General features: G+C 41.7%; 22 protein-coding genes, 1 tRNA gene, 1 pseudogene and 1 riboswitch. Of the genes and pseudogenes, 6 read left to right on the forward strand and 18 right to left on the reverse strand.

Annotated elements, in window-relative coordinates; genetic code table 11:
- Positions 1–16: 16 nt before the first annotated feature.
- The 8 genes from L0Z67_RS14950 to L0Z67_RS14985 all read right to left on the reverse strand — a co-directional run bounded on the left by L0Z67_RS14950 (position 17) and on the right by L0Z67_RS14985 (position 7,568).
- Positions 17–784 (reverse strand): HesA/MoeB/ThiF family protein, encoded by a 768-nt coding sequence (locus L0Z67_RS14950; protein WP_405128200.1) that lies wholly within the window; start codon positions 782–784, stop codon positions 17–19.
- 1 nt (position 785) lies between these two features.
- Positions 786–2,309 (reverse strand): thiamine phosphate synthase, encoded by a 1,524-nt coding sequence (gene thiE / locus L0Z67_RS14955; protein ID WP_193987865.1) that lies wholly within the window; start codon positions 2,307–2,309, stop codon positions 786–788.
- Positions 2,310–2,324: 15 nt separating this feature from the next.
- Positions 2,325–3,107: a thiazole synthase gene (locus tag L0Z67_RS14960; protein WP_062568529.1), complete on the reverse strand. Its 783-nt coding sequence runs from the start codon at positions 3,105–3,107 to the stop codon at positions 2,325–2,327.
- 1 nt (position 3,108) lies between these two features.
- Positions 3,109–3,306 (reverse strand): sulfur carrier protein ThiS, encoded by a 198-nt coding sequence (thiS, locus tag L0Z67_RS14965; protein WP_171041525.1) that lies wholly within the window; start codon positions 3,304–3,306, stop codon positions 3,109–3,111.
- 8 nt (positions 3,307–3,314) lie between these two features.
- Positions 3,315–4,319, reverse strand: a complete 1,005-nt coding sequence (locus L0Z67_RS14970; RefSeq protein ID WP_062568528.1) for an FAD-dependent oxidoreductase — start codon at positions 4,317–4,319, stop codon at positions 3,315–3,317.
- Between the two features lie 68 nt (positions 4,320–4,387).
- Positions 4,388–6,340: a phosphomethylpyrimidine synthase ThiC gene (gene thiC / locus L0Z67_RS14975; RefSeq protein WP_237114495.1), complete on the reverse strand. Its 1,953-nt coding sequence runs from the start codon at positions 6,338–6,340 to the stop codon at positions 4,388–4,390.
- 146 nt (positions 6,341–6,486) lie between these two features.
- Positions 6,487–6,588: riboswitch (TPP riboswitch) on the reverse strand.
- A 65-nt stretch (positions 6,589–6,653) separates the two neighbouring features.
- On the reverse strand, positions 6,654–7,055 hold the full coding sequence (locus L0Z67_RS14980; protein ID WP_062568526.1) for an META domain-containing protein: 402 nt from the start codon (positions 7,053–7,055) through the stop codon (positions 6,654–6,656).
- 123 nt (positions 7,056–7,178) lie between these two features.
- Positions 7,179–7,568, reverse strand: coding sequence for a thioesterase family protein (locus L0Z67_RS14985; protein ID WP_062568525.1), 390 nt, complete (start codon positions 7,566–7,568; stop codon positions 7,179–7,181).
- Between the two features lie 151 nt (positions 7,569–7,719).
- On the opposite strand from L0Z67_RS14985, the gene L0Z67_RS14990 reads away from it, so the two are divergent.
- Positions 7,720–9,819 carry a TonB-dependent receptor gene (locus tag L0Z67_RS14990; protein WP_237114496.1) on the forward strand — a complete coding sequence of 700 codons (2,100 nt, stop codon included), beginning with the start codon at positions 7,720–7,722 and terminating at the stop codon, positions 9,817–9,819.
- 68 nt (positions 9,820–9,887) lie between these two features.
- Here L0Z67_RS14990 and epmA read toward each other — a convergent pair whose 3' ends face one another.
- Positions 9,888–10,862, reverse strand: coding sequence for an elongation factor P--(R)-beta-lysine ligase (gene epmA / locus L0Z67_RS14995; RefSeq protein WP_237114497.1), 975 nt, complete (start codon positions 10,860–10,862; stop codon positions 9,888–9,890).
- A gap of 66 nt (positions 10,863–10,928) precedes the next feature.
- On the reverse strand, positions 10,929–11,495 hold the full coding sequence (efp, locus tag L0Z67_RS15000) for an elongation factor P (RefSeq protein WP_062568522.1): 567 nt from the start codon (positions 11,493–11,495) through the stop codon (positions 10,929–10,931).
- A gap of 41 nt (positions 11,496–11,536) precedes the next feature.
- Here efp and epmB point away from each other — a divergent pair, with 41 nt between their 5' ends.
- A complete protein-coding gene (gene epmB / locus L0Z67_RS15005; RefSeq protein ID WP_405128201.1) occupies positions 11,537–12,550 on the forward strand; it encodes an EF-P beta-lysylation protein EpmB in 1,014 nt (337 codons plus the stop codon).
- On the opposite strand, the gene L0Z67_RS15010 is transcribed toward epmB, so the two are convergent.
- The gene (locus L0Z67_RS15010) at positions 12,551–12,763 is read right to left on the reverse strand and encodes a hypothetical protein (RefSeq protein WP_193987872.1); all 213 of its coding nucleotides are present in this window, start codon (positions 12,761–12,763) and stop codon (positions 12,551–12,553) included. It lies immediately after the preceding gene.
- A 72-nt stretch (positions 12,764–12,835) separates the two neighbouring features.
- Between L0Z67_RS15010 and L0Z67_RS15015 the strand changes: the two genes are divergently transcribed.
- Positions 12,836–13,126 carry a prephenate dehydrogenase gene (locus tag L0Z67_RS15015; RefSeq protein ID WP_405128202.1) on the forward strand — a complete coding sequence of 97 codons (291 nt, stop codon included), beginning with the start codon at positions 12,836–12,838 and terminating at the stop codon, positions 13,124–13,126.
- 134 nt (positions 13,127–13,260) lie between these two features.
- Here the strand turns inward: L0Z67_RS15015 and L0Z67_RS15020 are convergent, their stop codons facing one another.
- Entirely contained in the window at positions 13,261–13,764 is a 504-nt protein-coding gene (locus tag L0Z67_RS15020) for a DUF3016 domain-containing protein (RefSeq protein WP_405128203.1), read from the reverse strand.
- Between the two features lie 211 nt (positions 13,765–13,975).
- On the opposite strand from L0Z67_RS15020, the gene galE reads away from it, so the two are divergent.
- The gene (galE, locus tag L0Z67_RS15025) at positions 13,976–14,989 is read left to right on the forward strand and encodes a UDP-glucose 4-epimerase GalE (protein ID WP_062568517.1); all 1,014 of its coding nucleotides are present in this window, start codon (positions 13,976–13,978) and stop codon (positions 14,987–14,989) included.
- 137 nt (positions 14,990–15,126) lie between these two features.
- Here the strand turns inward: galE and L0Z67_RS15030 are convergent, their stop codons facing one another.
- The 3 genes from L0Z67_RS15030 to L0Z67_RS15040 form a co-directional block, all read right to left on the reverse strand.
- The gene (locus L0Z67_RS15030; RefSeq protein WP_062568516.1) at positions 15,127–15,549 is read right to left on the reverse strand and encodes a hypothetical protein; all 423 of its coding nucleotides are present in this window, start codon (positions 15,547–15,549) and stop codon (positions 15,127–15,129) included.
- Positions 15,546–16,070, reverse strand: a complete 525-nt coding sequence (locus L0Z67_RS15035) for a hypothetical protein (RefSeq protein ID WP_062568515.1) — start codon at positions 16,068–16,070, stop codon at positions 15,546–15,548. The genes L0Z67_RS15030 and L0Z67_RS15035 overlap by 4 nt, the downstream gene beginning before the upstream one ends.
- A gap of 162 nt (positions 16,071–16,232) precedes the next feature.
- A tRNA-Ile gene (locus L0Z67_RS15040) sits at positions 16,233–16,309 on the reverse strand.
- Between the two features lie 271 nt (positions 16,310–16,580).
- Between L0Z67_RS15040 and hemN the strand changes: the two are divergent.
- A pseudogene (gene hemN / locus L0Z67_RS15045) lies at positions 16,581–17,952 on the forward strand (oxygen-independent coproporphyrinogen III oxidase).
- A 72-nt stretch (positions 17,953–18,024) separates the two neighbouring features.
- Here the strand turns inward: hemN and L0Z67_RS15050 are convergent.
- From L0Z67_RS15050 to L0Z67_RS15060, 3 genes are all read right to left on the reverse strand, one after another.
- Positions 18,025–18,540: a DUF2489 domain-containing protein gene (locus L0Z67_RS15050; RefSeq protein WP_193987880.1), complete on the reverse strand. Its 516-nt coding sequence runs from the start codon at positions 18,538–18,540 to the stop codon at positions 18,025–18,027.
- Positions 18,537–19,139 (reverse strand): Der GTPase-activating protein YihI, encoded by a 603-nt coding sequence (gene yihI / locus L0Z67_RS15055; protein WP_062568512.1) that lies wholly within the window; start codon positions 19,137–19,139, stop codon positions 18,537–18,539. Before yihI ends, L0Z67_RS15050 begins: the two co-directional genes overlap by 4 nt.
- Before the next feature lie 753 nt (positions 19,140–19,892).
- Positions 19,893–20,525, reverse strand: a complete 633-nt coding sequence (locus L0Z67_RS15060) for a cytochrome c (protein ID WP_062568511.1) — start codon at positions 20,523–20,525, stop codon at positions 19,893–19,895.
- A 283-nt stretch (positions 20,526–20,808) separates the two neighbouring features.
- Here L0Z67_RS15060 and yihA point away from each other — a divergent pair, with 283 nt between their 5' ends.
- Positions 20,809–21,456, forward strand: a complete 648-nt coding sequence (yihA, locus tag L0Z67_RS15065) for a ribosome biogenesis GTP-binding protein YihA/YsxC (RefSeq protein ID WP_062568510.1) — start codon at positions 20,809–20,811, stop codon at positions 21,454–21,456.
- The last annotated feature ends 3 nt before the right edge of the window (positions 21,457–21,459 follow it).

Consider the following 21,459-nt stretch of genomic DNA (forward strand, 5'->3'; position numbering starts at 1 on the left):
GTTTGCTTAAAATTCACTATAAATCGCGCCTACCCTCACGATTACACTCTGAGCATTCACTATCTTTTTGAATATTAAAGCGCTGCTGTTTTAGTGTTAGCCCATCAAATTGAATAAACTCACTGCCCGCTTTATGGCCAAGTAATATATTGATAGCCAATAAACTTTGCATGCTCCCCATAACCCCCAGTAACGGGCTCAATACCCCAGCATTGTCACAATTAAGCGCTGTTTGCTCCTCCATTTTCGGGAATACACAACCATAGCAAGGGCTATATTTATGACGAAAATCAAAACTCATCACCTGCCCCTGTGTTGCAATAGCAGCAGCTGATACAAGTGGGATAGATTTAGCTAAACAATAACGATTAACCAAATAACGGGTAGCAAAGTTATCACTGCAATCAAGGATGATGTCAGCACCCTCAAGAAGCTCAGCACAGTTACTTTCATCAAGCTTTTGGCATAAAGGTTTAACCGTTATTTGATTATTTAAACTGCTTAACACCTTGGCAGCTGCCTGTGTTTTTGCCTGCCCCATATGGTTTATTTTATACAGTATTTGTCGCTGTAGGTTTGAAAGCTCAACCTTATCATCGTCTATTAAAGTGAGCGTTCCGATTCCAGCCGCCGCTAAATAAAACAGTGCTGGAGAGCCAAGTCCCCCCGCCCCGACAACCACAGTATGCGCAGACTTTAACTTTTGCTGGCCCGCATGCCCCACCTCTTTTAATAGTAAATGGCGGCTATAACGAATTTGCTCTTTGTCGCTTAACGCGCTCATATTAAGACTGACCTTCGACCAGCAGTTTTAACTTGGCAATGGCTGTTTGGTAGTCTTCGGCTTCAGTAATCGCACGTACTACTGCAACACTGCCAACCCCCGTACTCGCAACTTGCTCTGCACGTGATAAATCAATCCCACCAATTGCGACTGTTGGATAATCGGCCATTAGCGGCACAAATTTTTCGAGCTTTTCTAAGCCTTGAATTTGCCCCGTCATGTCTTTAGTGGTGGTTGGGTAAATAGCGCCAAATGCCATATAACTTGGTCTGTAATTGTGCGCGCGTAGCATCTCATAAAAACCATGGGTCGAAACACCTAAACGTAACCCAGCCTCTTTTATGGCAATTAAATTAGCGGTTTGTAAGTCTTCTTGTCCTAAATGCACACCATAAGCGCCGTGCTTAATCGCCAATTGCCAATAATCATTAATATACACCTGCGCATCGTACTTCTGCCCCAGCATAACCGCACTTGCAATCGACTCTTCAAGTGCTGCATCGTCTGCATTTTTCATTCTTAATTGAACCGTTTTAACCCCTTCGGCTAAACACTTCTCTAACCAATCAAGGGTATCAACAACGGCATATAACCCAAGCTGTTTCGAGTCACATTCTGCAAAGCCTGCTGCCATGGTAAAATTAACTGGGCAATCAAAGTCGAGCTCATCACCTAACCAACTCCCCGCTTCGATGACTTGTGGGTAATCCGCCAGCGTTGTTGGAAAGCAAGTGTGTGCAACAGGACCAATCCCTTCACCATATCGAACGGCTGCTTTTAAACCTTGGTTTATATAGGCTTTCGCTAAAATAAAGGCATCTTTGAGTGGATACTGTTTGGCTAAACACGCAGCAATAACAGAAGCCATACTACATCCAGTGCCATGACTATGCGGAGTTTGAATTTTTTCGTTGCCAAGCCAATATGCTTGTTCGCCTTGCACGCAGTAATCAATGCAATAGCCACTTGGGTAATCCCAATGACCCCCTTTAATAATCACCGCTTTTGCACCATAGCTTGTTAACTTTTCAGCGGCTTCTTTCACTGCGCTTGGGCCAATCAAATAAACACCGGTTAATAACTGCGTTTCGTGGGTGTTCGGTGTTACAACATCGACTAATGGCAATAAACACTCTTTGATGGCACTAACGGTATCTTCTTCTGTTAATAAATCACCACTCGAGGCAATGGCAACCGGATCATAAACAACCAAAGGCGGTTCTGCCCAAGTTGCTTTATAATGTTTTAAATGCTCACTAATAAGCTGTATTTGCTGCACATTGGCAAGCATGCCAATTTTAATCACACTGGCAGGCATATCACTGGCTAAGGCTAATAGTTGCGACTCAATCACTTCTGTTGAAATCGGGTTTAGCGCTTCTACACCTAAACTATTTTGTGCCGTTAAAGCAGTAATAACTGTACAGCCATGTACATTAAAACTTTGCATTGCCTTAATGTCGGCTTGAATTCCTGCACCGCCGCCCGAATCTGAGCCTGCTATGGTCCATACAACCTGATTCATGTTATTCCTCACATTTTATTCTTGATGCCAAAATGGCATACCGAGCGTCGGCGTTGATGGGCTTGCTACGTCTTTCTCTGGCATCGCTTTGGCCACATAGCTATACCGCCCCGCCTCTACAGCACTCTTAAACGCTTTACTCATCGTCACTGGGCAACCTGCACCTGCAATTGCCGAATTTAATAATACGGCATCATACCCTAATTCAAGCGCTTGGCAGGCATGAGATGGTAAACCTAAGCCTGCATCAACAATTAACGTATGGTTTGGCAAGCGCTCACGGATCATTTTTAAGTTGTAAGGGTTCAGCAAGCCTTTACCCGTGCCAATCGGTGCGCCCCAAGGCATAAGTACTTCGCAGCCTAAATCAGCTAAGCGCTGACACAGTACTAAATCATCAGTGCAATAAGGTAAAACTTTAAAGCCATCGGCCAATAAGGTTTTAGTGGCTTCGAGCAGTGCGATTGGATCGGGCTGTAAATTATATTCATCACCAATCAGTTCTAACTTAATCCAGTCAGTGGTAAACACTTCTCGGCACATTTTCGCCAAGGTCACCGCTTCTTTCACACTATGGCAACCCGCCGTATTTGGCAGCACTTTTAACCCGGTATTTTTTATCAATTGCCAAAAATCATCACCCGCAGCAACGCTTTGCTGACGTCTTAGTGAAACGGTTACAATCTCAGCCTGTGAGGCCACTATCGAATCCTGCATAACACTCGGTGAAGGATACAATGCTGAGCCAATCAGTAAACGACTGGAAAATTGTTCACCATAAACCGAAAAACTATCCATCTTAGCCTCCTTGAATTGGCGACAATAGCTCAATGCTGTCGCCTTCGTTGAGGGTTTTAGCGTCACACTGGCTGCGCGGCACAAAGTCACCATTAACGGCAACGGCAAATGGCGGTCTTGCGCCAAATTGACTTAACGCCTGAGTCAGCGATGTATTATCATTCACTGTAACTGACTGACCATTAATTAAAATATTCATTTTTATCCTTAAGCAATTAAGCTCACTGCATCATCGACCACCTGAGGCGCAAGTAAATAGCCATGACGGTATAAGCCATTAATGCAGATCACTCGACCTTGTTTTGTGACTTTCGGGCGGTTATCTGCAAACGCTGGACGAAGCCCCGATTGCAAGCTCTCGATACGCCCTTCAGCAAAGCCGCTATGCACCGTATAAGCAGCAGACAATAACTCCAGCGCCGAGCGTACGGTGACTTTACCTCGGTCTTGCGATTCGATTTCAGTCGCACCAATCACAAATTGATGATTTGGCTTAGGAGCAATATAAATTGGGTAACGTGGATGCATCAGACGTATCGGTCTGGTTAGGTTCACCTCTGGTGCATATAAACGCGCCACTTCCCCTCTTACTCCACGCAGTAAAGGTTCAGATTGTTTAGCACCTAAGCCGCGGCAATCAAACACATAATCATAGCTTTGCCCATTCACTTGATGGGCGTTCAATGCAACTTTACAGCCAAAGTTAAATTGCACTCCTTGCGAGGTAAGCTTTTTAAAACTAGCGCCATAAAATGCCTGATTATCGAGTTGCCCTTCACAAGGTAAATACACACCTTGATGGAACCGCCCAGCTAGCTCTGGCTCAAGGTCAGCGATTTGAGTGCCAACCAATGTCTGTGCTTGATAGCTTTCAAGCGGTTTTAAGCGACTCACAAAACTGTGTAAATCGCCCTTATCTTGCTGATGAGCAACCACCAAGCTGCCTGTTTGTTGAAAATACACAGCGTCATCAAGTTCACTTAAAATTTGCTGCCAACGAGTGATGCTATTAAGCCCTTGTAGGGCTAAATCCTGTTCACACAGGACTGATTCAGCAAGGGGGGCTAACATCGCTGCAGCAACGCTACCAGCACTGTTGCTAGCATGTTCATCATCTTGCTCAAACACCGTAACTTGATGCTGCTTACTTAACGCCAATGCAGCTAAGCGTCCCGTTAAGCCAAAACCAATCACTGCAATGTTGTAAGACATATTAACCTCAGCCTTAAACGATAAGATTTAAGCAAATAGCGCGATATAAAATCGCGCCTACAACTAGCCTAAACTGCTTTGTGGTATATCTCAGAGCCTGTTTTTTTGAACTCATCTGATTTCGCTTTCATCTCGGCTTCGACATCAACCATTTTGATTTCGATGCCCTCACCTAAGGTATTAAAATCAATCCCTCTTTGCTCAAGATCTTTGGCATAATCACGTACTTCTTGAGTGATCTTCATTGAGCAGAATTTAGGACCACACATAGAGCAAAAATGAGCTATCTTGCCCGATTCTTGCGGCAGCGTTTCGTCGTGATATTCGCGAGCACGTTCAGGGTCTAAACCGATGTTAAATTGGTCGTGCCAACGAAACTCAAAGCGCGCTTTTGATAATGCGTTATCGCGCTCTTGCGCCCCAGGGTGGCCTTTTGCTAAATCGGCGGCATGGGCAGCAATCTTGTAGGTGATCAAACCTTCTTTAACGTCTTCTTTGTTTGGTAAGCCTAAATGCTCTTTCGGGGTTACATAACACAGCATGGCGCAGCCGTACCACGCAATTTGCGCAGCGCCAATACCTGATGTGAAATGATCATAGCCAGGGGCAATATCCGTGGTTAATGGGCCAAGAGTGTAAAACGGTGCTTCTTCGCAGTGTTTTAGCTGCTCTTCCATGTTCTCTTTGATCATATGCATTGGCACATGGCCTGGGCCTTCGATGAATACTTGCACATCATGTTTCCAAGCAAGTTTGGTCAGCTCACCTAAAGTACGTAATTCGCTGAACTGGGCTTCGTCATTGGCATCGGCAATAGAGCCCGGACGCAAGCCATCCCCTAATGAGAAACACACATCATACTGTTTTAAAATTTCACAAATATCTTCAAAGTGAGTATATAAAAAGTTTTCTTTATGATGCGCTAAACACCATTTCGCCATGATTGAACCACCACGCGAAACAATACCGGTCACACGCTTTGCGGTCATTGGCACGTAACGCAATAATACCCCAGCATGAATAGTAAAGTAATCAACACCTTGTTCTGCTTGTTCAATCAAGGTATCGCGGAAAATTTCCCACGTTAGGTCTTCGGCAACACCGTTTACTTTTTCAAGGGCTTGATAAATCGGCACGGTACCAATTGGTACTGGTGAGTTACGTACCACCCACTCACGGGTTTCGTGAATATAGCGACCCGTTGATAAGTCCATTACCGTGTCAGCGCCCCAACGAGTAGACCACACCATTTTTTCTACTTCTTCTTCGATTGATGAAGTGACCGACGAATTACCAATATTCGCGTTCACTTTAACTAAGAAGTTTCGGCCAATAATCATCGGCTCAGTTTCTGGGTGATTGATGTTGTTAGGAAGCACGGCACGACCACGGGCAATTTCATCACGCACAAATTCAGGGGTAATAAAATCAGGAATGCTAGCGCCAAACGATTCGCCTTTGTGCTGGGCTGCGAGTAACTCTTCACGAATTTTTTCGCGTCCCATGTTTTCACGGATCGCCACATATTCCATTTCAGGCGTCACGATACCTTGTCGCGCATAATGCATTTGGGTAACGTTTCTACCCGCTTTGGCACGGCGGATCTTTGGTAGATGTTCAAAGCGGATATGATCTAACCCTTCATCTGCCATACGCTGCTGAGAAAATTGCGACGTCACTGAGTCTAAAATTTCAGTGTCACCACGCTTTTCAATCCACTTTTCACGATACTTTTCAAGACCTTTACGTACATCAAGTTGAAAATCAGGGTCAGTGTATGGGCCCGAAGTATCGTAAACACGAATTGGCGCATTGGGTTCAAATACGGGGTTCTCTTCAGTACCACCGATAAAGGTATCGCTGAGGGTGATTTCACGCATTCCCACACGTACGTTTTCTTGTGTGCCTTCAACATAGACTTTATGTGAGTTAGGAAAAGGTTGACCGGTTAGGTTGTAAATATAATCTGATGCAGCCGCACGTGTTTCGCGGCGAGACGGTTTAGTTGGTGTGTTTGACATGACTTACCTCATTGCTTTAAGGGTTGTCTTGTCAGATATTGCAAGTGCAATAGAGAGTGGCAAACGCCATTGGATCGTTAGTAAGATAAACACTTACTGTTGCAGCCTATATGCCGCTTATGCCCCTATATTTGGCGCACAAGCGCCCGGTGAGGCAGCTTGTTCCCTACGCAGGTGTTAGCCTGATCAGGTTCACGGATCCCGCTTTCGCGATCTCAGCCTTATTAAAGGCACTCCGACAAGTTTAAATTCGTTGTTTTATAAAAACACAATGAGTGTACGTGAGTTAAAAAATAGCTGCAAGCTAAGCGTTTTAGTTTTTAACGATAAAAGTGAAGTGATGCTCGCCTTGTAACACCAACTTTTCATCATTCAGTGAAATTGCTGCGCCTTGCTTTAAAGTCATTAATAATTTCTGTTCTAGCTCATCCACTTTTTCACCGCATGACTTACGAGTCATACCTAGCTTATTTACTTTCAATGTGTCTTCGACGAGCTGCCCTTCACCAAAAAATTTATTACAGCCCGCAAAGCCATTGATTTGCATGGCTTCAATAAAACGCATTGATGCACTTTGTGACACAGGGATAGATAAACCATTTATTTTTGATAGCTGCCATTGTGTGTATTTTAAGTGTTCGCTTGACACGCTCCCAGTTGATGAGCATCCCACACAAAATAATACAAAAAGAATTGGCAAGGCGACTAGCTTCATATGTTTTTCGACTTTATTTTCAATTTAGTAATGATAACAATATTTAACGTGTTTGATCGTTAAAAAAACATGTTTTATCTGTAAAAAAATGTTCTAAGCTAGCTCTTTATAGAACAACACGGGTTATTTGAATAACTTATCGATTTCTTCTGGTAAAAAAGGACGACCTTTTTCATTAACTGACGTGCCAATTACAAATGCTTGCAACATAACTTTATCATCATATTTACGATAAATAGTTTGTCTAAAAGCAAACTTTAGTCGACTAACTCGCTCAGGTTCTACCACAACATAAAATTCATCGCCAGGTACTAAAGAGGCTTTGTAATCCATTTCACTGCGAAGCACCACAAGATTCACTTTTTCTTTGGCTAATTTTGCAAAATCGATATCTTTAGCATGTAAAAACTCATGACGTGCGTGCTCAAGATAATTAAAATACACACTGTTGTTAACAATGCCTTGTAAATCGCACTCATAATCTCGCACTTTAAAGTCAACTTTAAAGGTCATAGTCGTATTCCTAATCAATTTACGTATAATTGCCTGCGTTTATATCATAAATACCTAAACAACCTAAAGATTCACTTTGTTTGGGTAGCAATAGCCATTTGGCCAGCAGGCTTGCTAGAATAGCAGTCCCTAAAATGGAGTTAAGAACCGCATGAAACGACGTTTATCATTATTATCTGCTGCTATTTTGCCATTATTTGCAGCATCAACAATCGCTTATGCTGAAGACGGTGAGCTAGAAAAAATTTTAGTCACTGGTGATTTCCAAAAAGAAAGTATTCAAACACTTAGCGCCAGCGCCAGCTTATTTTCTGATCATGAGATCAATCAGCGAGGCGCTAAGTTTTTAGATGAGATGCTAGCAAGTGCCGCGAATGTGAACTTTACGTCTGGCGCATCACGTGGTCGTTATGTGCAAATTCGTGGTGTTGGTTTGCGCTCACAGTTTGTTGACCCAATTAACCCATCTGTAGGTTTGGTGATCGACGGTATTAACTACTCTGGCCTTGGTGGTAGTTCATTATTATTTGATGTTGACCAAGTTGAAATTTACCGTGGACCTCAAGGCACACGCTTTGGTGCTGATGCGCTTGCCGGTATGATTCAAATGGAATCAGCGGCACCAACCCTTGATCCAAGTGTAAAAGTGCAGCTTGGCGCAGGTAATTATAACAGCTATGAGGCAGGTATTGCTGCCGGCACGGGTATTACCGACGACACCGCAGTGCGCGCCAGCATTTATCAACGAGAGTCTGATGGTTATGTTGAAAACCGTTATTTAAATAAAGATACCCAGCGACAAGACGAGCTCGTTTCTCGCTTTAAATTACACAGCCAGCTAACAAATAACTTACGCACAGAACTGAGTGTTCACTATATTGATATTAATAATGGCTACGATGCATTCACACTCGATAATAGCCGTTACAGTGTTGCTGATGAGCCTGGCGAAGATAACCAAGAAAGCATTGCAGTTGGCCTTGCCAATACGTACACCGGCTTCGATTTATTTGATGTAAGCCTTAATGTGTCAGGTATCGACAGTGAGCTACTTTACAGTTTTGACGAAGATTGGGTGTGTAACGATGAAGCTCAGCCAGAGCTTTGCGCCGCAGGTTTACATGAGTGGGGCTATAGCTCAACAGATACTTACTTGCGTGATCGTAAAGATCAAGCGGCCGAACTGCAATTTAATGGCAAGTCTGGCGAATGGGTAGCGGGCATTTATTATCAAGGTCGTGAAGTTGATTTAGAACGCCAATACACATGGCTGACACAACCATTTACCTCAAATTATGAAACCAGCAACATCGCTGCATATGGTCAAGTAGCAACCCCTATAGGACCAAAAACAACCTTAATTACGGGTCTGCGCGTTGAGCAATACCAAGGCGACTACATTGATAACAATGGCTTTATTGAAGAAACCGATGATGTCATGGTAGGTGGTAAGCTTGCACTTGAATACCAAGTGATTGATCGCACCATGATCTACACCAGTATTACTCGTGGCTACAAAGCGGGCGGTATTAACTCTGAAGCACTGGCAAAAGCAAAAGATGAAGGCTTAAATCTAGATGCTGATTTCTTTGCGAATCACACATCATTTGCCCCTGAATATTTATGGAGCGGTGAGTTTGGTGTGAAAGGCAGCTCACTTGACGATAGATTTGTATTACGCCTCGCCGCTTTTTACATGTATCGCGAAGATATGCAGCTAAAATCGTGGCAAGTTGAAGGTCAAAAGTTCACAGGCTATATCGATAACGCAAGCTCTGGCGAAAACTACGGTTTAGAAATTGAAGGCAGCTTCCAAGCCACCGATAATCTGCTACTCACTGGTAGTGCGGGTTATCTACACACTGAAATTAATGACTTTGTTGCACAATCAGGCCTTGATCAAGATGGTCGTGACCAAGCACAAGCACCTAAATACCAATATGCATTCACTGCGCGCTATAACTTTACGCCAGCACTTTACGCATCAATTGGTGTAGAAGGCAAAGACGATTACTACTTCTCTGATAGCCATAACTCAAAAGCGCCAAGCACTAACTTAGTGAATGCTTCGTTTGGTTATGAAAGTGATAATTGGAGCATTAATGCATGGGCACGTAACTTATTTGACGAAGACGTACCAACCCGTGGCTTTGAGTTTGGTAACGACCCATTAGATGGTTACGCGACTCACACTTACACACAACTAGGCGAACCTATGGTTGCCGGCGTGACATTTATTTACGAGCTATAAATCGTAGGCGCGACTTTATGTCGCGCTTTTAAAATCAACGAAAATCGCGGGGTAAACCCGCTCTACAATTAAGCCCTTTCAACATCAAAGGCGAGTACGTCTTTAATCTTTTGCTTATTCGTTGCCAGCATAATGAGTCGATCAATTCCCAGTGCCACACCCGCACATTGCGGTAGCCCATTTTCAAGTGCTGCTATTAAACGCTCATCCATTGGCACTTGTTTTAAGCCATTCGCTTCACGGTATTGGTTATCTTCTTTAAAGCGAGCAGCCTGCTCTTTAGCATCCGTTAATTCATTAAAGCCATTTGCCAGTTCCATATTTTTAAAATACAACTCAAAGCGCCCTGCTACCCGCTCATCATGCTGGCAAATTTGTGCAAGCGCTGCTTGCGAAGCCGGAAAATGATAGATAAAACAAGGCTTTTCTTGGCCAATCGTTGGCTCTACCTTCATACAAAATAATAGCTGCAACAAGGTATCGCGATGTGTTTCATGCGCAGCAATATCGGCAAAACCCTGCTCTGTTGCTAGTTGCTGTAATGTGCTGATATCAGCCGTTAAAGGGTCTACAGCTAAAGCATTAATAAAGGCTTGCTGATAAGTTAGTCGCTCTGCGGGTTCTACGCCGAGCACTAATTGCATAAGCTCATCCATTTCATCCATAAGCGCAAATTCATCAAAACCAGGGCGATACCACTCAAGCATTGTAAATTCAGGGTTATGATGGCTTCCTGCTTCTTCATTTCGAAATGCTTTACAAAGCTGAAAAATAGCACCAGAGCCCGCAGCAAGTAAACGCTTCATGGCAAACTCAGGTGACGTTTGTAAATACAATGGCAAGCCACCAGCATGGCCTGGGCCAACAAACTTTGTGCTAAATGTGGCTAAATGCACATCGGTTACACTGGCAGCACTAAGGCTGGGCGTTTCAACCTCCATCACATCACGAGTGTAAAAAAACTCACGAATGCAGCGAATGATTGCAGCGCGCTCGCGTAATGTTTCAATATCGGCGCTTGGTTGCCAAAGGACATTAGACATAAAGTGATTCCCAAAAAAATCCCAGCAGAAGCTGGGATTTTATAATAAATTGCTTAATTAAGCCTATTACTTAACACGGCTCACGTATTCACCGCTACGTGTATCAACTTTGATCACTTCGCCGATTTGAACGAATAGAGGAACACGAACAACAGCACCTGTGCTTAATGTTGCTGGTTTACCGCCAGTACCCGCTGTATCACCTTTTAGACCTGGATCTGTTTCAGTAATTTCTAATTCAACAAAGTTTGGTGGCGTCACAGCGATTGGGCTACCGTTCCAAAGTGTGATTGTACACACGTCATTTTCAACTAACCATTTTGCATTGTCGCCAAGCGCTTTTTCATCAGCAGCGATTTGCTCAAATGTTTCGTTGTTCATAAAGTGCCAGAACTCACCGTCAGTGTATAGATACGCTAAATCTGTATCCATTACGTCTGCACCTTCAACTGTTTCACCTGACTTGAATGTTTTTTCTAGTACTTTACCTGTGATAAGTTTACGAATACGAACACGGTTAAACGCTTGGCCTTTACCTGGTTTTACCATTTCATTTTCTAAGATGCTGCAAGGTTCGCCGTCTAACATAATTTTTAGGCCGCCCTTGAACTCATTGGTGCTATAATTCGCCATCGTTTCCTCTGTCTAAATAATTTCGAGTAGTCTACGTGTCAATGATACAAAGAAATGAAGTAAATTTGCATAAAAACTGGCAAAAAGAATTGGCAAATGTTGTCACTTGCCCTGAACGCTTGCTAGAAATGCTAGGATTATCAAGCAAAGTAGACGAAAAAGACCTCAAAGCACGCAGTCTTTTTCCTGTCCGCGTGCCGCAGCCTTTTATCAAAAAAATGCGTTATGGCGACATCAACGACCCACTTTTGCTGCAAGTAATGCCAAGGCACCAAGAATTTTTAGCACAAACAGGATACAACAAAGATCCATTAAAAGAGCAAGATAACGACCAACCTGGTTTATTACACAAGTATCGCTCTCGTGTTTTGGTTATGTTTAAAACAGGCTGTGCGGTCAATTGTCGTTATTGTTTTAGACGCCACTTTCCGTATCAAGAAAATCAATTGAATAAGCGCAGCTTAATTGAAGCCCTCGCCTATATAAAAGCAGATACCAACATTAACGAAGTTATTTTAAGTGGTGGCGACCCATTAATGGCTAAAGATGATGCTGTTAGTTGGTTTATGGATGAGTTAGAACAGCTTCCACAAATTAAACGCCTACGTATTCATAGCCGCTTGCCTGTGGTGATCCCAGCAAGAATTACCGATGAGCTGTGTGCCCGTTTTGCAGCATCACCTTTAAAAGTGGTGTTTATCAACCATATTAATCATGCAAACGAAATTGATGATGACTTTAAAGCGGCTATGCAAAAGCTAAAAGTAGTGGGGGTCACTTTGTTAAATCAAGCGGTGTTATTAAAAGATGTAAATGATACAGCAAGCGCGCAAATAGCCCTCAGTGAGGCTCTATTCGATGCTGACATACTGCCCTATTACTTGCACCTACTCGATAAAGTGGAAGGGGCGAGTCATTTTGATATACCTGAGCAACTAGCAAAAAAAATAATGTCAGACATGCTAGCAGCATTACCTGGGTTTTTAGTCCCCAAACTAGTTAGAGAGATCGGTGGCGAAAAAAGTAAAACCCCTATCGACCTCAATCTAGTTTAGTTACACGTATACGTTTATATTATTACCCAGCGTTGCGGTTACAGACTTTGCAGGTGTTTGTGCGGCGCTCGTATTTACTGCAGCACCTTCAATAAGAGCAAGTGCAGCAGCACCTTCAGCTTTTTGCTGTTTTTTTGCAAGAGCAGCACTATAAAGCTCCGCACTTTCGCCACCGCCACTCATTGCCGGTAAATTTGATCCTGATATATTCATAGTTCACTACCTGACTTTTTATAACAATCCACGTACTATATCGGCATTGCAGTCTAAAGCTTTAGGAAAAAAATGGATTCGATCATTGAACAGCTCAATGCTAATTTAAAAATTGTTTATCGTCAGGCACTTGATGCCGATAAAAAATTAGATGACCTACAACAACAAGGTCATGGTAAGTTTAAAGCCTTATTTGCACAAGACGCTGGTTTTGACTTTGAAGCCAAGCGCTTTAAACCTTATGTTCTCGATGTTGCTGCTGATGTAGAAAGCTTAAGCAACGACGGGATGGACGAAGAAAAACTGAAAAAAACAGTTATTAAGCTTCAACAGTTATTACAACTATTAGCGACGTTCAAGTAACGTAGAAGCCTCTATTTCATTTATTGTAAATAGAGGCTATCGCGCGGAATAAATTTCACGCCTACATCAAACGTAGACGTAAAGCTTGCTTGGCCGTGCCTAACTGATGGCTGACGGCTTACAGCTTATAGTGATTACTCGCCAAGGTTTAACGATGGTAATAGCTCATCTTCAAACCAATCCGTGATTAAACGTTTATCGTAATAATAAGCTTCATCACGGCCCATTTTCATACGATCCATAAAGCCCATGTCCTTGAGTTTTACATCGTTGGCCTCGCTTAATACCTTGCCACTTTTGTCTGTCACTGAATAATTTAAATCGATTCTAGGAAAATAAATTGGCTTAATAATGCGCAGTTCGTTCATCGAACCAAAACGAACATCACCAGCAAGATCAAGATCCGTCACCTCAACATTAAGCGTATACCCTTCTGGTAGTTTTTCAGCAAGCTTGCTAAAGTGTTTTTCAAGGTTGTTCGCTACGCTTTTATGAAATGATCCTTTAGTTGAGTTATTCCCTGGGCGTACATCCCGATAATCATCAAAGTCGTGCCATTTTACCTTTGCCTCTCCCGCATAGGTGAAGGCTGGCAATACAAATATCATAGCGAGAGTTATTTTCTTTAATGTATTCATCTTTCTCTCCATCGAAATACGGTTATATAAACTAAACAGCCACCTTTAACTATAGCTTAACCACATCGTTCACTTGTAACCAATATGGTATAAAATGTAACCCAAAGCAAGACAATAGACACCCCTTACTATTGTAAATTTAGAATATAATTTTGCTACAAAGTATGATGAAATAGAGGCTATTCAACCACGTATTAATCTTAGAGCTTTTATGGCCATTTTAGTCACCGGCGGAGCTGGATACATCGGTTCTCATACAGTGTTAGAGCTACTCCAACAAGGCAGTGAAGTTATTGTTCTTGATAACTTAAGTAACTCATCCAACGAATCGCTTAAACGCGTTAAGCAAATCACTGAAAAAGAAATTACTTTTTATCAAGGAGATGTACAAGATAGAGAATGCCTTGATGAGATTTTCAAGCATCATAACATTGATAGCGTCATCCACTTTGCTGGTTTAAAAGCTGTAGGCGAATCTGTTGCTAAACCTATTGAGTACTATCAAAACAATGTACAAGGTACCCTTACATTAGTGGATGCCATGCGTGATGCAGGTGTATTCAAATTAGTTTTTAGTTCATCTGCAACCGTTTATGGTAACCCTGCGAGTTTACCTATTCGTGAAGATTTTCCTGTGGGTGGCACAACCAATCCATATGGCACATCTAAGCTTATGGTTGAAATGATACTGCAAGACATTGTTAAATCAGATGACCGTTTTGCCCTAGCATTACTACGCTACTTCAATCCTGTAGGGGCGCACAAATCAGGCCTCATTGGTGAAGACCCTAATGATATTCCAAATAATTTATTGCCGTATATTTCACAAGTTGCTGTAGGAAGGCTCGAAAAACTCAGCGTATTTGGCGATGACTACAATACAAAAGATGGTACCGGTGTTCGTGATTATATCCATGTGGTTGATTTGGCATTAGGCCACTTAAAAGCACTAGAACGCATTGCCGATAATACAGGTGCCCATATTTATAACCTTGGCACAGGAAACGGCTATTCAGTACTAGAGATGGTCAACGCCTTCGAGAAAGCCAGTGGTCAAGCCGTACCTTACCAAATATCACCACGTCGCTCTGGCGATATAGCCGCCTGTTATGCTGCAACTGAAAAGGCATTCAATGAACTAGGTTGGCAAGCTGAGCGAGGTATTGATGAAATGATGCAAGATACGTGGCGTTGGCAAAGCAATAACCCTAATGGTTATAAGTAATCAGCCAGTATTAGCGCTTTAAATATGTTTTTAAGCCGGTGTTTGTACCGGCTTTTTAAGCGGCGAATAATTTTTAATCTACACTAAACCTCAAGCTGTATGAGTGAGGTTTACTTAAATGGTTATTCAATATTGAATTAGTTTTCGGATGAATCATATTCCTCACGAGGTCTATTTGATACTAACTTTTGCAACCAGTAGCCATCATGCTTTTCAAAAATATTTAGCCCTTCTCTTGTGTTCACTAAAATATTATTACCAACAGTCGTGTAATAAAGCGGGTTTGGGTCAATCGATATTAATGCGTGCACTATACCAATCAAGTCATCAGAAAGGTGTTTTTCCAAAGCGTTCACATCTTTGATGCCCATTGTGATGTAATCATAAAGTTGCTTCGCTGTTATATCAGACTTTAATTTATGTACAGATGCGTCTGCTACACCTACGCACTTATCATAAAAGTCCATACCTAGCATAGTTTGCTTATCCTCACACAAAGATAAATCTGAAAACTGTGCAAAGCATGTACTTGGTAATAATAAAACTAAAAACTTTTTCATTGTGCCACCTGATAACGCTCTGCGATATTCCAGCTTCTCCAATCGGCGAATAACTTTTCAAACTGCACTGGGCTTTGCGCAAAGCTACTTTCAATCGCCTGTATATCCCACATGGTTTTAATTTGAATACCTGCACTTAATGCATTCAAAACAGCTGCTGTTTTAAATGCAGGTATACCAGTTTTTAATTCTAAAGTCTCGCCAGCGGCATCAGCTGATGCTTCGGACATAAAAGCTACTTTAGATAAATCTGAAGTTGGATCTGCAGCAGATAATAATTTGGGTATAGCTTTCTCTGTTATTAATCTAGTTAAATCTTTATATAAAGCGATTTTGATTAAATTACATCGCTGAGGGCTATTAACAATATGACTGTATTGTGACTTAGATAGTTTTGCACCAGATAACATATCCGCGCTCGTTGCAATCGCAACACAGCCCATAACGGTTTTTGTATCTGCATTTCTGATTTTATCGCGCAATACACCTATATTTCGTTCGATCATTTTTTCAGTTGACATAACATTCCCTCGTTAATAAAAGAAAAAGGGTACATCAATTTTTGATTGCTTTCTATACTTGAATGTTCTTGTTGGTCAAAAGCAAATACAGCTCGTAAATTATTTTAAAAATAGTTTGGGTAGTTTCTGTTAGTAGGTGTTTACTTGGAAAGCTTGTAAAAATGGTGGCCCCTCCCAGACTTGAACTGGGGACCTAACGATTATGAGTCGTGTGCTCTAACCAACTGAGCTAAGGGGCCATGCTATTAGCGAAAGCTAATTTTTTAGATGCGTTTGTAGACATAAGTCTCTAAAGCGGGTTGCAGTATAAAAACTTTTTTTAGCCTTGTCACTAGCAAAACTCTTTATTTTAACAATCAATACTCTAACTGCTCAAATAGTAAACTTATCTATTTTTCAATTACCTCTGCTATGCTGGCTAGTTTGTAGGCGTTGATATTGTCCTAGATCAAATAGCAGAATGAGTAAACTCGTTAAAATGGTCACTCTATTAATTGCGGAGTGCTGACTGTGATAAATTTACCAAGCTGGGATCAATCTTTGATCAACAAATACAATATTTCTGGGCCTAGATACACTTCTTACCCCACCGCATTGTCTTTAGCTGATGGTTATAAACAACAAGATATGATCAATGCGATTGCGGCCTCGAAGAGCCGTTCTTTATCTTTGTATATCCATATCCCATTTTGCAGTCAGCTTTGTTATTACTGCGGTTGTAATAAAGTGATCACTCGTCATCAATCGAAAGCCGATTTATACCTGGATAACTTGGCGCTTGAGATTGCTGAGCAGGCAACGCTATTTGCTGATTATAGCGTTGAACAACTGCATTTAGGGGGGAACACCAACCTTTCTATCGGCAGAGCAAATGAGCCGTTTAATGGCATTGGTTGAGCAGCACTTTAATTTTGCTGATGATGCCGAGCGCGGTATTGAAATTGACCCTCGTTCTTTAGCTGATGACATGCTAGTACACCTGCGCAAGCTTGGCTTCAATCGTGTCTCGTTTGGTATTCAAGATTTCAATGATGCTGTACAGCTGGCAGTTAATCGCCCGCAAAGCGTGCAGTCAGTAAAAGGTTTAATCAGTGAGGCTCGTGAGCTTGGCTTCAAATCAATTAATGCAGATATGATTTACGGTTTGCCACTACAAACTCCAGAGAGCTTTAAAGAGACGATTGCGCAGTTAATTGAATTAAACCCAGATCGCGTCTCGGTATTTAACTATGCTCATTTACCAGATAGATTTGCAGCGCAGCGTAAAATTAAGGATGCCGACTTACCGTCTGCTAGTGACAAGCTCACAATGTTTAAAAATACGCTTGAGCAGATGTTAGCTGCAGGCTATCAGTTTATCGGTATGGATCACTTTGCCCGTAAAGATAATGAGCTCGCTATTGCACAAAACGAAGGTCAGTTACACCGCAACTTCCAAGGCTACACCACACATGGTCAATGTGATTTATTAGGCTTAGGTGTGTCGTCAATTTCGCAAATTGGCAATGCCATTTTACAAAATGAAAAAGAGCTTAAGCACTATTATAAAGCTGTGCAAGAAGGTTTTGGCAGCGCGGTATGTAAAGGTGTTTTACTCAGTGATGACGATACCTTGCGTGCAGCTGTAATAAAACAACTGATTTGTCAGTTTGAGCTTGATATTCCTGTAATCGAGCAGCAGTTTAAAATTAACTTTACAAGCTATTTCAGTGAAGCTCTACTCGCTCTCGAGCCATTACGTGCTGATGGTTTAGTGTCAGTTAGCCAAGATAAAATCACGGTCACTGCACGTGGTAACTTATTTATTCGTATTATTTGTATGTGCTTTGATGCGCACTTACAACAACAAATCAAACAAACACGTTTTTCACGGGTTATTTGATATTTTCACGCCCAAACTAAAAAGCAGAGCAATAAAATGCTCTGCTTTTTTATAACGGCTTTACCAACCCGCTTAATTGAATACGACGTTTTCACTGCCAGGTGCAGCTTTAAATTCTTCGATCAAACGTGCACAATCTGCTTTTATCTCATCGCTATGTTGCTCTTCTGCACGCCAACGAGTTGTATCCATCTTGAAAACCTCTTTTTTAGAGTATTTTTTACGGGCATCGTGAGTTGGCATATCTTTGACCACTTCGTACATTTTAAAAATGCCAGGATAGCGCTCACTCAACTCGAACTCTTCAGCAAAGCTGTATTGAGACATCAATACCCAGATACGTAAGCAGCCTTCTGAAAATTCACACTGCTCTTCATTCATAGCACGCGCTATCAAGTGAATGCTATCAGCCAATTTGGCGTTACGTTTCATTTTTGATGCTGCAAGCTGCTGCTCATGCTCAGCCTGCTTCTTGGCGATCAGCTTATTTTGCTCTTTTAATTTATACAGAAGTTGTCCTGCATAAAACGCAAGCCCTGCGATAATTGCCGCACCAATTACTATGGCAATAATCAAGGTTATGCTCATCGCTCATCCTCATCGTCTTCATCAAACCACTCATTCGCTAAATCATCTGATAGGTACTTATCAAAATCAGACTCACCTTCAGCGTCAAAGTCATCTTCAAAGTCGTCTTCGTAATCATCATCTTCATCTTCAATACCTAAAAGCTCACAGAGCGCTTGGTGACGCGCAATACGGCTGTTAAAGTATTTGGCATCTTTGCCTGTTAGTAACTCGCCACGTTCATGACGCTCAACAAGCTTAAGCAGGCGCTCGTCACTTTCAAGTGCTTCTAACTCTTGCTCTGGCGTTAACTCAGGCTCATTCACCTTTTTGAGCTCAACCATTGGTTTTAAGTTACGTTTCATTTCAACTTTTGGTTCAGCTTTTGGTGCCACCAATGAAACAGGCTTTTTACTGCCCGTTCGCTTATCTTTAGGCTGACTGTTTGTTGTCGCTTTATCATCTTTTAAAGCATCAGGTGCATTGCGAGTACCGGCTTTTGCCCCTTTTGTTTTCTTTACTCGCTGCTCTTTTAATGCGCGCATTTCTCTAAGCTTTTCTTTACTTAGACGTACTGGACCATTCGATGGAATTTTACGCGACTTTTTCTTTCTACTCATATCTTGATCGTCTCACTTAAGAGGTTGTGCACAACGCCTCTAGGCATTGTAATGCTGGCATAACCAGAAGAATTTGGTGTGTGCGGATGATATTGGTCAACACGATAACCTGCGCACTTTTTATACTTATCGTATAAACGGGGGCTATTGTAACAGGACAAATAAAAAAGGCGGTAGAGAAAACATCTCTACCGCCTACTAATCTGAGCGCCAGTTATCTGGACACTTCTCCCTTCGACTTTTTTAGTCTTTATTATTTTTATTATTATTGTTTTCCATTTTGTTATTATTTTTACCTTCCGTGTAGCATTCCATTTTGTTTTTATTATTAAACTTCCATGAGCTTTTATTATTCTCGGTCAATCCTGACACTTTTTTGTTATTTCCTTTAGGACACCTAACCAGTGTCTACCCCTAAAGATTCGCCGCAATGACTTTCCTTATTAACATTGTCCATGTTGTTTTATTGTTTCAGCGACAGTGGTTAATTTACTTATTAATAATTTTGTTACAACTAATTTATATAACTTTTCTTACATTGAAGATATTGAAACGAGCTCATTTCATTCAATAACAATAAGTTACATTTAAAGATAAAATAAAAATAAGACTTAGCTCACACCAAGGTATGGTCAATGTCTCACACAAGAGTAGGATATTTCGACACAGGATAAAGATAAAAAAAGCAGCTTACGCTGCTTTTTCCAAACTAAATAAATTTTAGTGCGAAGCAATACAGCTCGCAATCAGACTTTAGTGTAAGCCACCTAAGTATTTTGAAAGCACTTCGATGTCTTTATCTGTTAGTTTTTTAGCGATGTCTTGCATCATACCGTTTAAGTCGTTATTACGCGTGCCATCACGGAACTTTTCAAGTTGCGACTTAATATATTCAGGATGTTGAAACGAAACTTTCGGGAATTTAGCAAGTGACGTGCCGTTACCACGAGGACCGTGACACGCCGCACATGCTGGAATGCCACGCTCAGCATCGCCTGCTTTATAAAGCTGTTGACCCACTTCGACTACATCTTTAGGTGTTGTACCTTCAGACATATTTAAAGAAGAGAAGTAAGCTGCTAGATCTTTCATGTCTTGATCGCTAAGTGGCATTGCCATGCCACTCATGACTGGATCCATACGACCTTCTTTGCCACCAGATGTCATACCTAATTTAAACTCTTGTAATTGTTTATAGATATAATCTGCGTGTTGGCCTGCAATTTTAGGGTAGATAGTAACCGGTGCATTACCGTCTGGGCCGTGACAAGCCGCACACGTTGCCGATTTCTCTTTACCTGCGTTTACATCGCCATCAAATGCTGTTGCGTTGCTTGCTGACAACGTACCAAGCAATATAGTTAAAGATAGTGCTATTTTTTTCATGGTGAATTCTCTGTTTCCGACCCTGTATCATCTACAATATGGATGTTGTGATTTCTATATTCTACACGATAATAAATTCTCTGGCACGTTTTCTGCCCACATTAAGCTCATAATTTATAGGGATTTGACTTAGATTAAGTTTCTACCTAGAAATTTTCCTCATTCAAAGCCAGCTTAGCACTCTTAAATACGCTTTTGAATGCTGCTTTAATAGTATAAAATACGAGCCTTGAGTGGATTTAGGCCACTGACAACCATTATTTTTAAAAGACTAGGAGAGCCTGTGCTCAAATCTCGTATCAAATATAATACTGCGTCCTTTGTTACTAGCGCACCTGATATCTCACGCTTACCTGCTGATACGGGGATTGAAGTCGCGTTTGCTGGTCGTTCGAATGCGGGTAAATCAAGTGCCCTTAATACCTTAACAGATCAAAAATTAGCACGTACTTCTAAAACACCAGGTCGTACTCAGTTGATCAATACCTTTGAACTTGATGCCGATAAACGCCTTATCGACTTACCGGGTTACGGTTTCGCTAAAGTTCCTATCGAAATGAAGAAAAAATGGCAAAAGTCGCTAGGTGAATACTTACAAAAGCGTCAAAGCTTAAAAGGTATCGTTGTTTTAATGGATATTCGCCATCCGTTAAAAGATTTAGACCGTGACTTAATCGACTGGGCTGTGGGCAGTGAAATTCCAGTGCTGGCACTATTAACCAAGTGCGACAAACTCAAACAAGGCGCACGCAAAGCGCAAGTTTTACACGTTCGCCGTGAGTTAAGTAGCTTAGAGGGTGATATTACAGTTCATGCCTTCTCTTCACTAAAAGGCACAGGCTTACCTGAAGTTGCTAAAAAGCTAGATGAGTGGTTTTTAGGACCAATTGAAGCTCAAGCACCTGAGTCTGAAGAACAACCAGAAGCGTAACCA

The sequence above is a fragment of the Pseudoalteromonas sp. PB2-1 genome (assembly GCF_045040605.1).
In the GTDB taxonomy this organism is placed as follows: Bacteria; Pseudomonadota; Gammaproteobacteria; order Enterobacterales; family Alteromonadaceae; genus Pseudoalteromonas; species Pseudoalteromonas arabiensis.

Bases quoted from the DNA above. Each gene is read 5' to 3' on its own strand.
- L0Z67_RS14990 (WP_237114496.1), top strand. From the start codon at position 7,720: ATGAAACGACGTTTATCATTATTATCTGCTGCTATTTTGCCATTATTT.
- L0Z67_RS15060 (WP_062568511.1), bottom strand. From the start codon at position 20,525: ATGAAAAAAATAGCACTATCTTTAACTATATTGCTTGGTACGTTGTCA.
- yihI (WP_062568512.1), bottom strand. From the start codon at position 19,139: ATGAGTAGAAAGAAAAAGTCGCGTAAAATTCCATCGAATGGTCCAGTA.
- galE (WP_062568517.1), top strand. From the start codon at position 13,976: ATGGCCATTTTAGTCACCGGCGGAGCTGGATACATCGGTTCTCATACA.
- thiE (WP_193987865.1), bottom strand. From the start codon at position 2,309: ATGAATCAGGTTGTATGGACCATAGCAGGCTCAGATTCGGGCGGCGGT.
- L0Z67_RS15035 (WP_062568515.1), bottom strand. From the start codon at position 16,070: ATGTCAACTGAAAAAATGATCGAACGAAATATAGGTGTATTGCGCGAT.
- L0Z67_RS14985 (WP_062568525.1), bottom strand. From the start codon at position 7,568: ATGACCTTTAAAGTTGACTTTAAAGTGCGAGATTATGAGTGCGATTTA.
- L0Z67_RS15015 (WP_405128202.1), top strand. From the start codon at position 12,836: ATGGATTCGATCATTGAACAGCTCAATGCTAATTTAAAAATTGTTTAT.
- L0Z67_RS15020 (WP_405128203.1), bottom strand. From the start codon at position 13,764: ATGAATACATTAAAGAAAATAACTCTCGCTATGATATTTGTATTGCCA.
- L0Z67_RS15030 (WP_062568516.1), bottom strand. From the start codon at position 15,549: ATGAAAAAGTTTTTAGTTTTATTATTACCAAGTACATGCTTTGCACAG.
- L0Z67_RS15010 (WP_193987872.1), bottom strand. From the start codon at position 12,763: ATGAATATATCAGGATCAAATTTACCGGCAATGAGTGGCGGTGGCGAA.
- thiS (WP_171041525.1), bottom strand. From the start codon at position 3,306: ATGAATATTTTAATTAATGGTCAGTCAGTTACAGTGAATGATAATACA.
- L0Z67_RS14970 (WP_062568528.1), bottom strand. From the start codon at position 4,319: ATGTCTTACAACATTGCAGTGATTGGTTTTGGCTTAACGGGACGCTTA.
- efp (WP_062568522.1), bottom strand. From the start codon at position 11,495: ATGGCGAATTATAGCACCAATGAGTTCAAGGGCGGCCTAAAAATTATG.
- L0Z67_RS15050 (WP_193987880.1), bottom strand. From the start codon at position 18,540: ATGAGCATAACCTTGATTATTGCCATAGTAATTGGTGCGGCAATTATC.
- epmA (WP_237114497.1), bottom strand. From the start codon at position 10,862: ATGTCTAATGTCCTTTGGCAACCAAGCGCCGATATTGAAACATTACGC.
- L0Z67_RS14950 (WP_405128200.1), bottom strand. From the start codon at position 784: ATGAGCGCGTTAAGCGACAAAGAGCAAATTCGTTATAGCCGCCATTTA.
- thiC (WP_237114495.1), bottom strand. From the start codon at position 6,340: ATGTCAAACACACCAACTAAACCGTCTCGCCGCGAAACACGTGCGGCT.
- L0Z67_RS14960 (WP_062568529.1), bottom strand. From the start codon at position 3,107: ATGGATAGTTTTTCGGTTTATGGTGAACAATTTTCCAGTCGTTTACTG.
- epmB (WP_405128201.1), top strand. From the start codon at position 11,537: ATGATACAAAGAAATGAAGTAAATTTGCATAAAAACTGGCAAAAAGAA.
- L0Z67_RS14980 (WP_062568526.1), bottom strand. From the start codon at position 7,055: ATGAAGCTAGTCGCCTTGCCAATTCTTTTTGTATTATTTTGTGTGGGA.